General features: G+C 55.4%; 10 protein-coding genes. 3 read left to right on the plus strand and 7 right to left on the minus strand.

The features are described 5' to 3' along the window. Nucleotides 1-13: 13 nt before the first annotated feature. The 3 genes from KF784_15545 to KF784_15555 form a co-directional block, all read right to left on the minus strand. On the minus strand, nt 14-1,126 hold the full coding sequence (locus KF784_15545; GenBank protein ID MBX3120472.1) for a hypothetical protein: 1,113 nt from the start codon (nt 1,124-1,126) through the stop codon (nt 14-16). Further along, on the minus strand, nt 1,123-2,334 hold the full coding sequence (locus KF784_15550; GenBank protein ID MBX3120473.1) for a hypothetical protein: 1,212 nt from the start codon (nt 2,332-2,334) through the stop codon (nt 1,123-1,125). Before KF784_15550 ends, KF784_15545 begins: the two co-directional genes overlap by 4 nt. 173 nt (nt 2,335-2,507) lie before the next feature. Next, nucleotides 2,508-3,095 carry a TetR/AcrR family transcriptional regulator gene (locus KF784_15555; GenBank protein MBX3120474.1) on the minus strand — a complete coding sequence of 196 codons (588 nt, stop codon included), beginning with the start codon at nt 3,093-3,095 and terminating at the stop codon, nt 2,508-2,510. Between the two features lie 192 nt (nt 3,096-3,287). On the opposite strand from KF784_15555, the gene KF784_15560 reads away from it, so the two are divergent. Continuing rightward, nucleotides 3,288-4,625, plus strand: a complete 1,338-nt coding sequence (locus tag KF784_15560; GenBank protein ID MBX3120475.1) for an alpha/beta fold hydrolase — start codon at nt 3,288-3,290, stop codon at nt 4,623-4,625. Between the two features lie 55 nt (nt 4,626-4,680). On the opposite strand, the gene KF784_15565 is transcribed toward KF784_15560, so the two are convergent. Genes KF784_15565 through KF784_15575 form a run of 3 tightly spaced genes read right to left on the minus strand, consistent with a single transcriptional unit; the run spans nt 4,681 to nt 6,963 of the window. After that, nucleotides 4,681-4,902, minus strand: a complete 222-nt coding sequence (locus KF784_15565; protein MBX3120476.1) for a (4Fe-4S)-binding protein — start codon at nt 4,900-4,902, stop codon at nt 4,681-4,683. A 50-nt stretch (nt 4,903-4,952) separates the two neighbouring features. Next, nucleotides 4,953-5,906, minus strand: coding sequence for an ABC transporter permease (locus KF784_15570; GenBank protein MBX3120477.1), 954 nt, complete (start codon nt 5,904-5,906; stop codon nt 4,953-4,955). 34 nt (nt 5,907-5,940) lie between these two features. Next, complete coding sequence (locus tag KF784_15575; protein ID MBX3120478.1) at nt 5,941-6,963, minus strand: substrate-binding domain-containing protein; 1,023 nt, start codon at nt 6,961-6,963, stop codon at nt 5,941-5,943. 129 nt (nt 6,964-7,092) lie between these two features. On the opposite strand from KF784_15575, the gene KF784_15580 reads away from it, so the two are divergent. Together KF784_15580 and KF784_15585 are read left to right on the plus strand one after the other, a co-directional pair. Next, nucleotides 7,093-9,060 (plus strand): NPCBM/NEW2 domain-containing protein, encoded by a 1,968-nt coding sequence (locus KF784_15580; protein MBX3120479.1) that lies wholly within the window; start codon nt 7,093-7,095, stop codon nt 9,058-9,060. Continuing rightward, complete coding sequence (locus KF784_15585; protein ID MBX3120480.1) at nt 9,057-11,663, plus strand: DUF5110 domain-containing protein; 2,607 nt, start codon at nt 9,057-9,059, stop codon at nt 11,661-11,663. The genes KF784_15580 and KF784_15585 overlap by 4 nt, the downstream gene beginning before the upstream one ends. Nucleotides 11,664-11,740: 77 nt before the next feature. Here the strand turns inward: KF784_15585 and KF784_15590 are convergent. Continuing rightward, nucleotides 11,741-13,172: hypothetical protein (locus tag KF784_15590; protein MBX3120481.1), on the minus strand; the 1,432-nt coding region annotated here is incomplete at its 5' end.

Raw genomic sequence — 13,172 nt, forward strand, 5'->3', positions numbered from 1 at the left:
AACTTCGGCCGCCCTAGCAGATTTCGAAGAATAACAGCGATCCGAAAGGAATGCCCTGATTGTCGATGTAGGGGAACGGCACACGGAAAGTGTACCGGTCACTGAGGAATGCCGACATCGGCCATTGGGCTAATGCCTGTTTTCTCCATCCGATCCGCATGTTGAGCCGAAGCGAGTCATCCTCATGCACCTCAAGCATTCCATCCGGAAAATCGACACCAAAAATCAACGACCCATCCTCCACCCGGGGCGGGGACCAGATAAGCAATTCTGAGCTTGGAGTGCTTGCCTCACCATCCGACATGGTGCTGTCGTAAACGTAAGACCTCCACTGCTCGACTCTGGGGGTGTGACCCTCGACGCACACGGCAAAGAGTTTGGATGGCACGATCTTCGTTTCCAGCCTGGCTAGCTGCTCAAAGCCCTCGATCGCAATGGACCACCGGCTGGAATAAGCTGCCGTTCCCAACAGGAGGCTGCCACCGCAAGGGTCTATGAGATGCAGCCCAAGCTTCGTTCCCGGTGCAAAAGCGTATTTGCTATCGAACTCTGCCGAAAATCGGAGCGTCCCGTCCGCGTCAATCTCTGCAGAAGGGTCAAGCAGATCGATTTGCGAAGAGCTTGCTTCGGCGTCGCCTGACATCGGTGAGGCTACTGCCGCTCCTCTAAAGGACGAAACGTAAATGTCGCTCATTGAAGCCCTTAGCGAGTGTCCCGTCAAGGTTATCGCCGCCGCTTGAAGCGCATCTATCTCACGCATGCTGCTATCTGGGGAGGACCATCCCTCATCGCTCATTTGTCGCGCTGCGATTGCGGTTAGTGTCGATTCTTCAATCGCGCCCGAAACATAAGCTAAGACTTCATCGCCGCTCTTGATTGGAGTCTGAGTGATGGGCTGTGCTGAGTACTTGTCGCACTCCTTCTGCAGCGATAGAAATCTTCGCGATAAAGTGGGAGAAGATGCGAGTTCATTCGCAAATCGCTCCAATTCACTGCGATCTGAGAAAAAGATGAGCCTTAAAAGTGATTCGTCCGATATCTCCGTTTCTTCGGAGCCCGACAGGCTCCTACCTAACATCCGAATCAGCTCTATATCCTCGTGTCTAAATTCGTGCTCCACGCTCATTCTGCCTCCCCTAAGTGCTTTTCGAGCTCGCCATACAATCTGCCCCGGCTAAGCCAGTTCGAGAGCATCTGCTCTGTTATTCTACAGTCAAAAATATCTCCTACGTCGACAATCAGCTCAAAAATCTGTTTTGGTTCAATATAATCTATCGCGTGATATTGTATCGCAAGTCGCTTGCAGATACCCATAAAGTCGATTGCCGATACCAGGTTCGCGCGAACCGCATATTGATAGACTCGCGAAGCACGCTCGGCGAACGGTAAATCGGCCTGAATCTTCGCATATTCTTCGTCAAAGCGCTCCTTCCCTAGTTCGGGACCATACCGCGAATACACACGCGACAAGGGCTCAGTAAAGAAGAACCGATTTACAACAAGCAAAGATCGTGCCGAGCGATTGCTTGCCTCAATCTTTTCATGCCTCTTCTCTTCATCTACAATGCCTTGGACTATCGTTCTAAGCTCCGCAAGATGATCGATATCAAGAAGATGGCAGCATAGTTGAGAGGGAGAGAAATAGAGATACTTAAAAATAGCTTCCGAAAGATTCGCTGTCTGACAAAGCCAGTTCTGGAACTCATTTTCGCTTCGAAAATGTATCGGTGAGAGTATCTTTATTAATTCAGAAGGGTGTCGAGATTCGAAGTAAAACTGTTGCGCAATATAAAGTGATAATTCGTAAGTTTGCGCAGTAGAATCGCCGCCGGAGTGTAACCAAAGCCTATCGGCAACTTCGAGAATCTGCCCATTCAGCGCCTTGTCCAAAAGCTTCGGCAGCGAATCCACGCGAAGAGCGCTGCATTCCACCCGACCATTGATGGACTCCTCGGGAGGCTTCTTCTTCTTGAAGTGTTTGGAGCAATGGTGGTCGGCAACTGTTTGCACAAATCCCCACCATTCGGCATCAATTTGTGCTTTGATCTTAGTGCGATTGCGCCAGATCTCCTTCAACACTTCAGGCGTAATATCTTCTGCCTCTCGAACCTGAACCCCTTTGCCTCTAAGCCGCGCATCAACGAACCGACGAAGAATCGGCGCCATTTCGTCGAAAATCCGCTTTGCAACGACCTCGTCACTTTCTGCGGCGAGCAGGAGATACTTCGCGGAGATCGCCCGGGAGGAGTTGGGCGTCCGGGCTTCAATCGTATCGCCGAACAAGTTCTGGTTCATTTGCCGCCGCGTCATATAAGCGCAATCAAGTGCCTTCAAAGAAAGAGGATGCCCAAGCAAGGGCGCCCAAGAGTAACTCAAATCGGTTTACAATTCTTGTGCCAAGGCAAGCGTTTACATATCCTGACACAAACGGCACAGCTTGCCGACGCGCGGAAGTGCGCTGGGGAAAACCTTTGGTGCAAGCACGGTAGTTGTGCCTACAAGACGGCCTACTTTCTGAGGATCATCAAAGCGTGATTCGTCACCCGCTCATACCAATCTTTGGGCAATCGGCCGTCGGCAGTGTATTTGGCATAAAGCCCGCCGATCATCATGTTAATCACAACGTTGAGCTTCACGTCGTCGCGGAGGTAGCCAGCCGCACGAGCCTGGTCCAAAACGTCTCGAAATTGTTTACGTTGCGTAGATGTAATCTCATCACGAAACAACTCCAGCAGCTCCGGCGAATCCCATTCCTCGTTCAGAAGCATCCCGAAGATTGCCGTTCCGTTCGGCTGCTGCAACGCCCGCTGACTCGCTGACATGAGATTCATCAAATCTTGCTCCCAATTGCCAGTGAGGCGAACCTCCTCGATCGTCTCCAACTGAATCAGAGCCGCTTTCGCGATCTCCTCTTTGGACTTGAAGCGACGATAAAGCGCTGGCTTGGTCACTCCGGCCTCGGAGGCCAATCTTGTCATTGACAAGCCGCGGTAACCATACTTCCCCAGGTGGTCGATCGCCGTGGACATAATAGCGTCGTCCATCGTGGAGTTTCGCGGCCTGCCCTTGTGAAAACTGTTGTTTGCGTCCGACATCTACACCCCCTCAGTTATTCGTTACGACTCGGATATGTATTACATGACGTTTTGGCTGGCATCTGCGTTTCGTCGTGGATAGGCGAGAGACTCCACAAGAGCGCAGCGAGTGCACATCGGGCATAAACTGGAACCAATGAGCCGTGTTTAGAGTAAGACGGAATGCCATAACCTTATGGAGTCGAACCGCTTATGAATCGAAGCCTCGCTATCTTCTGCCTCATCGTTGTGACCTCGTCCTTCTCGTTCGGACACGAGAGTCAACCCGCCGATCCCTTACCTCGAAAACCACTTTTTGGCGCACCGCTTAGCCCTGCTCCCACCCCAGGGGAAGGAGTCGTTCTTGGAGCGCCAATACCCGAGAGTTCCGCTCAAGTGGCAGGGCTCCAGGCGGGGGATGTGATTACAGAGTTTGCCGGTAAGAAAGTTGCTTCGGCTGCCCAGGTTGTAGAGGAGATCGGCAAGCGAAAAGCGGGAGATTCCGTAAAGATCACCTACCTGCGCAATGGCAAAACCGACACGATGACTTTGACCTTGCGAGAGCGCCCTCGCGTCAAAGGAACCAACTTTGAGATGCTCTATCACAGCGTTGTCAGCAATGGCAAGCATATGCGAACCCTTATAACCAAGCCAAACAAGCCCGGCAAGCATCCGGTCCTTTTCATCATTGGAGGACTGGGCAACTACTCGATGGATACCGCGTGGGGCACGGGCCCCTACAAAGACTTCCTCACCGACTTTGCCGCCCGAGACTGGGTTACTGTTCGAGTGGATAAACCCGGGCAAGGTGACAGCGAAGGCGGGCCAACCGCAGATACCGACTATAACACCGAATTGGACATCTATCGACAAGCTCTCAAGGCGACAAAGGAGTACGACTTTGTCGACAAGGATCGGGTTTACATTTTTGGGCACAGCATGGGCGGCTCGTTTGGTCCTCAGGTAGCAGCGGAGATTCCAGTAAAGGGGCTCGCAATCTACGGCAGCGTGTATAAAACGTGGCTTGAATACTGGCTTGAAAACGTGCGCCGACAAAACACGCTCGCGGGCATGAACGATGTCGATAACGACAACGCCATGAAGAGTCTGGCATTAGCCGATTCCTTGATTCTTCTCGCCGACTGGTCACCCGCCCAAGTGAAGGAGAAGTTCCCGTCAACAACTGCCTACGTTGACGGCACCTATCCTGACGGCAAGTCATTCAGCGCACGACCACTGGCTTTTTGGAGACAGATTGCGCAAACGAACTTCCCCGATTATTGGAAAAAGATTGACGCCCATGTTCTCATGATGTGGGGCGAGAACGAGTTCATTTCAACCAGAGAAGATCATGAAATGGCGGCAAACGGCATCAACCAAAGATCGCCGGGCAAGGGCACATTCATCCTCGTCAAGAACTCCGATCACGGGTTCTTCCAAACCTCCTCAACCAAAGACAGCTTTGCTAAATGGGGAAGACCAGGCAATGTGTTCAACCCAGAGGGACTGAACCACCTGAAGAGCTGGATCGAAGCTTGCGAGAAGAAGTAACCGTGAGGGCTGGAGAGCCCTAAGGTCTATTCACGATTAGGTCGTTGAATGAACCTTAGGGCTCGTTCTTTCGCCAGGTCAGAGCGCCCGATGGACACTTCTCAACCTGCGCGATGATCTCATCCGTCGCCGCCGCGAGTGGGTCGATCCAAGGGCGACTCTTGGGATCGAACACCGCCGGTAAGCCCCGCACACAGTTCCCCGAATGGATGCACAGTTTCGGCTGCCAAATGATCGTCACTTCGCCATTGGAATACTCAACTGTCTCGACACTCATGTATACAGCGTATACCAGAGCCGCTCAAGATTCGCTCACAAATATCAAGATTACGCAGCTTTCAACGCGCGCGCATGACGCATCCGGTCCAGCGCGACAGCAACAACGATAATCGCACCTGTGATAATCTCCTGAACGTAGTTGTCCCAGCCCATCATCGAACATCCCGACCGAATCGTCGCCATAATCAGCGCGCCGATCAAACTGCCCCAAATTGTGCCTTCGCCACCGCTAAGGCTTGCTCCACCGATGACGACCGCAGCAATCGCTTCAAGCTCAAGACCCGCCCCAACCGTAGGGTCGCCCACCGTCAGTCGTGAAAAGAGCATCAAACCCGCAAAGCCCGTGAACATCCCACCGAGGGTAAACACCCAGGCTCGCACTCGACTTGGATTGATCCCACTTAATCGCGCAGCTTCTTCATTTGAACCTACGGCAACCACGTTTCTGCCGAATACCGTTCGCTCAAGAATGATGGTCGCGATCACGGCCGCCGCAATAAGCATCCAAACGCCATAGGGAACCAGCATCCACTTTTGGCTCGGCTTCAGCTGTTGTGTCAGGCTCCCAATCCACGTCAGTGGGGCGTCAATCTTCTGATTGCCCGCCAGCCATTTGGCAAAGCCACGGATCATCAAGAAACTGCCCAAGGTGACAATGAATGGGCTCAACTTCAACCGTGTAACGATCTGTCCGTTGAAGAAGCCCCACGCGGCGCCCGCCCCAATTCCTGCAACTCCGGCAAGCAAGACAGGCATGCCCATTCGATCTAGGAAGTACGCAATCGCAACCGTAACGAAGGCCACCATCGAACCAACGGACAAGTCAATTGCCGCGCTAATGATGATAAACGTCATCCCGATCGCGGCGAAGCCAACAACCGTGGACTGCCGCAAAATGGTTTCGAAGTTACCGAGCGTTAAGAATCGCCCGTTCTCGACGAGAAAACCAAACAGGACGAAGACAATGACCCAAGTGAGTGCGAGGAAGAGAATTCCTCGCACTCGCGGGTTAGAGGGTAGGAAGCGAGTTGCCATCCTACTTGGGCGGAGCGATCAGCTTCGCCACTTCTGGATCGTTCATGTTCGCTTTGGAAACAAACGTTGCACCGGTGTCGATCCGCTTCTCAACCTTCTCACCTTTCAAGTGAGCGACCATTGTCTTTACCGTTTCGTAACCCATCTTGAACGGATTTTGAACAACTAAGCCATCGATCTCTCCGGCAGAAAGACCTTCGACAAGCTTGGTTGAAGAGTCAAAGCCAACGAACTTTACTTTGCCAGCAAGACCGTTCGATTTCAATGCAAGCAGCATCCCAAAGGCGCTCGATTCGTTCGGGCAAAAAACGCCGTCAAACTTTGGTGTGCCATCGGCATTCTTGAATTGGGTGATGAGCTTTTCGCTCATTTCTTGAGCCGTCGCGCTTGTTGCACCGGCAAACTGGTTGTCGCTGATGATCTCGATGTTCGGCTGTGCCTTGAGAGCCATGAGAGCGCCATCTTCACGCTCCATCGTGCTCGCAGAGCCTAACTGATAGCGCAAAACGATTACCTTTTTCGGCCCATCCGTTCCGAGAAGTTTGCCGAGTTCAGACCCCCCGATCATCCCCGCGGCGTGGTTGTCGGTTGCGACAAAGCTGACGGTCTCAACATCCTTCAGCCCCGAGTCAAAGATCGCCACTGGGATTCCCGCAGCTTGCGCAGCCAATACCGAGGCTCGCAGAGCGCTGTCGTCAAGTGGGGCCAAAAGAATCGCCTTCACCTGTTTCGTCGTAAAGTCCTCAACGACCTTAATCTGTTCGTCGCGGTCGTCCTCCTTCAAAGGCCCTTTCCAAATCAGATCGACGTTCATTTCGCTCGCCGCCTGATCAGCTCCAGCGTGAACCGATTTCCAAAACTCGTGGGTGGTTCCCTTGGGGATCATCGCGATCTGGATCTTCTCGCCAGAACCCGATGATGCTGTGCCAGACGAATCGGCGGGCTTATCGCCACCCGAACATCCAGCTAAGGCCAAAGCGGCTGCGGCCGCGAGAATCCAAATATTGCGCTTCATGCTTGACATGCTTCGTGCTCCCAATTTGCGTTTCTGCAAATTCAATCGTGCCACAAAGAGCCCGGAAAGCGCAAAGGCTTTCAAAAAACTCCCGTGACGCCTTTCCGTCGGCGCCTTTGCCTGGGCAAAATGATACCGATGCTTACCTTCATTGCGCTCGCTACATTTGCACAAGCTTCAAAGATTTATGCAATCGAGTCCCTCGACCTCAAAGCTATGAGGCAAGATTGGGGCACTCCGCAGGTCAATCGCTCCGTTGACAAGAACCCCTTGCGTATCGCTGGCAAGACCTATGCGCGAGGAATCGGAACCCACGCGACCAGCGTGCTCTATCTCAAGTTGGACGGAAAAGGAACGCGCTTCCAGGCAATGGTCGGGGTGGACGACGAATCGGCCAACCAACCTGCGACCGTTGAGTTTCGGATTTATGGGGACGAGAAGCCGCTATGGCGAAGCGGAGTCATGAAACCGGGGAACGCGGCAAAGCCCGTCGATCTGGACTTGAAGGGCATCAAAATGCTCATCCTGTTTGTCGGTGACGGTGGAGATGGCATCAATTACGATCACGCAGATTGGGTAGACGCTTCCATCACGATGAGCTCTGGCGCGCCGATACCGATCGCCGCGCCTGAAGAAAAGGCCGTCATTCTCACCCCGCCCCCACCCAAAGAGCCAAGGCTTACCGGTGCAAAGGTCTTTGGATCAAAGCCCGGCAATCCTTTCCTCTTTACCGTCACGGCAACGGGAGAGAAACCGGTTCGATTTAGCGCGCAGGGCTTACCCAGGGGCCTCAGCCTCGATGGTACGACCGGACGCATCACCGGCACAACTCCCGTCGCTGGGACCTACAAAGTCAACGTCACCGCAACGAATAAGCACGGCAAGGCCACCCGGGAATTGAGGATTGTCGCTGGCAATACTATCGCCCTCACCCCACCGCTGGGTTGGAACAGCTGGAACTGTTGGGGCGGCGCTGTTTCACAAGACAAGGTCCTTCGCAGCGCTAAGGGCATGGCACAGCACCTCAAAGACCACGGCTGGACCTACGTCAACATCGACGACGGCTGGCAGGGCCTGCGCGGAGGTAAATACAACGCGATCATGCCTAACATGAAGTTCCCCGATATGGGCGGGCTCGCAACCCAGATACACGACATGGGGCTCAAAATCGGGATCTACTCCACACCTTGGAGGGGCAGCTACCTTGGGCATATCGGGGGCTCGGCAGACAATCCCGAAGGAACTTACGAATGGACCAAAACCGAAGCCGACGAGAACTACAAGATCAAAACGAACCCGGGACGACACTTTACATTCGGCAAATATAGCTTCATCGACAAGGATGTCCAGCAGTGGGTGGATTGGGAGATTGACTACCTAAAGTACGATTGGGGTCCCTGGAAGGTCGAGGACGTCGAGGCGATGAGCAAGCTCCTGCGCGAGTCGAAGCGTGATTTCGTCTACAGCCTCTCAAACAGCGCCCCCTTCCCTCTCGCTCACGAGTGGGCAGCTCGCTCACACGCTTGGCGCACGACAGGCGACATCTATGATGCGTGGGGCAGCGTGGCTTCCATCCTCGACACTCAAGACAGGTGGAATAAGTTTGCTGGTCCGGGACACTGGAACGACCCCGATATGCTCGTCGTTGGCATGGTCGGCTGGGGCCCAAATCTGCACCCCACCCGGCTCACTCCGAACGAGCAGTACGCCCACATCTCCATGTGGTGCCTCCTCGCCGCCCCGCTCCTGTTGGGCTGCGACTTGGAGAATCTTGATCCATTCACGCTCAACCTCCTCACCAACGACGAAGTCCTCGCCGTCAATCAGGACCCCCTCGGCAAGCAAGGCAAGTTGATCTGGAAGGCAGAGGAGCAAGAGATTTGGGCCAAACCGCTTGAAGACGGTACAACCGCCGTCGGTCTTTATAACAAAGGGGAGTTTCCCGCAAAGATCACGGTCAATTGGGATCAAATAGGGCTCAATGGAAGCGCCGTCGTTCGCGATTTGTGGCGTCAGCGTTCACTCGGCTTCCACAAAGACAGCTTTAGTGCGACAGTGCCCCGACACTCCGTGACATTGGTCAAGATCGGAGCTGCGAAATCGTGAAAGCCGCGTTCTGTATTAGTCTCGCTGTACTCGCGGCAGCAGGATCGGCTCAATCGCGCGACGAGGTCTTCGGAAACATCCGCATCCAGGCGCTCAGCGATACGGTAATTCGTATCGAGCAAAAAGGTCGAGGGGGCTGGGAGGACCGCTCGACTTTTCATATTCAGCGCAAGAAGTGGCGAGGCTCGGCCTACTTCGCCGACCGCGAAGACGATGATGATTTCGAGATGTTCACGGAGAATTGGGAGCTGAAGCTGGACAAGAGAAGCCCAAATCTCAATGACATCGAGATTCGCGACCGAAAAACCAAGACCCTGCTTTGGAAGTGGGATGGCTCCCTTCCAAACAGCGTTTGGTTGCCCAGCCCGGGTGACAAACCCAAGGTCTGGTGGTTTGCCGATGCCCCAAGAATCGTCCCGCCGAAATGGGGACTCACACCTTCGCCCAACCCGAACGATCCCACCTCCGGCTGGGACATCGGCAACAACGCTCCCGACATCTATATCTTCCTCCCGAGCGGCAACTATCGCCAGCTGAGAAAGGACTTCCTGGAACTGACCGGAAGGAACGAGATGCCGCCGCTCTATCTGCTCGGCTACATCCACAGCCGCTACCATCCCTACTCGGAGCAGTCGGCGCTGGGGCTTATCGACGAGTACCGAAAGCGCAAATTCCCGCTCGACGTGTTCGTCATCGACACCGACTGGCGCATCGGAGCGTCGCACGGCTACGACTCAAACGTCAAGCTCTTCCCCGACATGGCCCGCTTCCTCGCCGCCGCGCACAAAAAGAACGTGCGCACCATGTTCAACGACCACCCCGAACCCCAAGCCCCCACCGCCCTCGATCCCAAAGAGCTCGCCTATCGCAGCGAAGGGCTCACCCGCTGGCTGAAGGCGGGCCTCGACGTGTGGTGGTACGACCGGAACTGGGCCGTCGGACTGCGTGAACCCCTGCCAAACCTGCGCAAGGAGGTGTGGGGGATGATGCTCTACCGAGACATCACTCAGGCCGCCAAGCCGAACCTGCGCCCCGCGATGATGGCGAACGTCGACGGCATCGACAACGGCTATCGCAACCGCCCGCCGAACATCGCCGCCCACCGTTTCCCGATCCAGTGGACCGGCGACCAGGGGCCGAGCTTCGATTTTCTGCGCAAGGGCGTCGAGAACGCCGTCCACGCGGGCGTCCACACCACCTTCGCCTACATGAGCGAAGACCTCGGCGGACACACCGGACACCCGAGCCCCGAACTGTTTGTGCGGTTCATGCAGTACGGCGCCCTCTCGCCCGTGATGCGTCTGCACTACACGGCAAGGCTGCCCGACCGCGAGCCTTGGGCGTGGGGCTCCGAAATCGAGCAGATGTGCCGCGACTACACCCTGCTGCGGTATCGCCTCCTGCCGCTCTTCTACGCATCCGCCCGCGAGAACTACGAGACCGGCGAGCCGATCCTCCGCCGTTGCGATCTGGACTATCCACAGCACGCCGAGGCCAAGCGGGACGACCAGTACCTGCTCGGCAAAGGGATTCTTGTTGCGCCCGTCGTAGACGGTATGGCGCAGAAGCCCGTGCCGCTGGAGTGGTTCCGTACTTCCGACGGAGGCAGCGGAATCTTCGGCGAGTTCTTCGACAATCCCAGGCTTGAAGGCACCCCGAGAGTGTCGGACGTCGAACGCGCCATCGACTTCGTCTGGGGAACGAGAGCCCGAGCCTCAACGCTCCCCGCCGACAACTTCTCGGCGCGGTTCACCACGAAGGTCGGCCCCATCCCCGGCGACAAACCGATCAAGCTCGGGCTGATCGCCGACGACGGCGTGCGCATGTGGATCGACGGCAAACTCGTCATTGACAAGTGGGTGCCGCAGGACAGCGTACTCACCTTCAGCCCGCAACATCTTCAGCCAGGAAAAACCTACGACATCAAGATCGAATATATGGAGCTAAGCGGCAACGCGACTTGCCGGCTCGTCTATGCCGACGCGATCCAAAACCCCGTCTCGAAGCGCGACGTGTGGATTCCGCCGGGGCAGTGGCAGAACGTCTGGACGGGCCAAGTTATCAAAGGCCCAACAAAAACGGCTGCAAGCGCCACTCTCGCCCAAATGCCAATCTTCGTGAAGTCCGGCACGATCATCCCGTTAGCGCCTCAGATGGACTATGTCGGTCAAAAGCCTTGGAGTGCCGTTACTTTGGACATCTACCCCGGAGCCTCTGCGACTCAGCTTATCTATGAAGACGACACCACAACCAACGCCTACAAGAACGGCGGAATGCGCAAAACACCCATTGCGGTGTCGACAAAGGGAAAGGATGTGGTCGTGAACATCGGCAAAACGACAGGCGATTACAACGGGGCGTCGAAGTTGCGCGCATGGGAGGTTCGCCTGAACCTCGTCCCCGGCTGGACGCCTGGCAAGCAAGTGAGCAGTGTCACGATAGACGGCAAAGCTGTAAAGGGTTGGAAGGTAACCAAGCAAGACCCCAAGTCTCGCATGCCATTTGCTCTTGCTGGATCAAGCCGTTCGGCAGATGTTCTTGTCCTAAGCATCCCTTCCGCCGACGTTGCCAAAGCGCACACAGTTACAGTGCGTTTTAAGTAATCGCGAAGGTCCAAACAAAGGAAAGCCCCTCCGGTAGAACCGGAGGGGCTTTTTTCGATTCGAGTCTAAGCTTTAGCTTAGAAGCGGATCGAAACCTGCGTGGTCAAGAAACCACCCGTTGCTCGCTGACCGATGTTCGGCAGGCTGAAGCCAGAGACTCCCTTGCCGTCATAGTCGCTCATTTCCCACATAAAGCTCAACTTGGTGTTGTTGCCCATGTCGTGGTTCAGACCAACTCGATACCATCGCTCACGCGGCTTTGCCGGTGCGCCATCAAGATCCCACTCAACCCACTCTCCGCCGAGCATCAGCTTCCAGTTGGAGTTGATGCGGTGGTTAAGAGAAGCTGACAGGGAGTTGAGCTTGTCGTCCTTAGAAAGACCGCTCATGTCGGTCTCGCGACCAACATACCACTGTCCGCCAACGTGCACCGAAGTGTTGCTGCTAAGGTCGAAGCCGATGCCGCCCATGAAGCCCTCAATGTCGGACGGGTTCCAGTACATACCCACACGGCCCCATGAACCAGGAGCGTTGAACTGCGGGTCGATGCTGCGGTATCCGGCCCATGCGTGCCAGTTGCCACCGTCGTAAGAGAGGTTTGCCCACCATGCCGAGTTGTCCTCGTCAACGCGGGTGTCGCTGTTGAGCATGAGGTTCGACTGGGAGTAACCAGCATTGAGCTTCATCCGGTTGTTAACCTTCCAGTTGAAGTCGCCACCGAAGACCACGACTCGGTTGAACACGTCAGAGCTACCGACAACGCCAGCTGTGCTGTTGGAGTCGAAGATGAGGTAGTTCAGGTTCAAGCTACCGCGATCCGTCAACGGCAGTCCAAGCTGGAAGCCGAGGTGCTGATCGATGTAGATCGAGTTGCCGTCCGTGCTCTTGCCAACGGGTCGGTCATCACCGGGGAAGAACGGAGCGCCGGAGCGTCCCGCCATCATCGGGTTGATGTCGATACCGCTAGTGGTGAATCGCTCGCTCTGTCGTCCGCCGAAGACCGTAAGGTCAGCGCTGCCGATCGAGAAGTCGAAGATTCCACCGTCGAAGTACCAGTCGCCGTTGTCCCAGCGCTCGTTCTTGAAGTACGGGCTGTTGTCAGATCGCTTCATGAAGTAGCTGCCAACCTGGTGACCAACTCGACCAAATGTAGCCGAGAAGTTCTGTCCCCAAAGGCTGGTGTCGTACTGCACCCAAAGGGTCTGCCACCAAACGTCGGTGTTGCCCTCTTCGAAAGGCGAACCGCTCCATGTGGACGACTGGTTGCCGAAAGCAACGCGGTCGAGCGGAGTGGAGCTGAGCAAGAAGCTATCATAGGTGCTGCCGAGCGTATTGCCGACAACCAGCGTACCGCCCCACTTGGGACCAGTCTCGTTCGTGCCCTTGATGTTGATTCCCATCTCGTGCAGAACGGTGAAGTCGCGGCCCACACCAACTGTGTTGCCGTTCTTCACGCCTACCGGGCGTCCGTCGACGGTAACGCCAGGGCGCTCGTCTTCGGAGTAGCCA

Source organism: Fimbriimonadaceae bacterium (assembly GCA_019638775.1).
GTDB lineage: Bacteria > Armatimonadota > Fimbriimonadia > Fimbriimonadales > Fimbriimonadaceae > JAHBTD01.

What these genes read in the sequence shown, in the direction of transcription:
- KF784_15545 (MBX3120472.1), bottom strand. Translation starts at nt 1,126, where the DNA reads ATGAGCGTGGAGCACGAATTTAGACACGAGGATATAGAGCTGATTCGG.
- KF784_15555 (MBX3120474.1), bottom strand. Translation starts at nt 3,095, where the DNA reads ATGTCGGACGCAAACAACAGTTTTCACAAGGGCAGGCCGCGAAACTCC.
- KF784_15560 (MBX3120475.1), top strand. Translation starts at nt 3,288, where the DNA reads ATGAATCGAAGCCTCGCTATCTTCTGCCTCATCGTTGTGACCTCGTCC.
- KF784_15565 (MBX3120476.1), bottom strand. Translation starts at nt 4,902, where the DNA reads ATGAGTGTCGAGACAGTTGAGTATTCCAATGGCGAAGTGACGATCATT.
- KF784_15575 (MBX3120478.1), bottom strand. Translation starts at nt 6,963, where the DNA reads ATGTCAAGCATGAAGCGCAATATTTGGATTCTCGCGGCCGCAGCCGCT.
- KF784_15580 (MBX3120479.1), top strand. Translation starts at nt 7,093, where the DNA reads ATGCTTACCTTCATTGCGCTCGCTACATTTGCACAAGCTTCAAAGATT.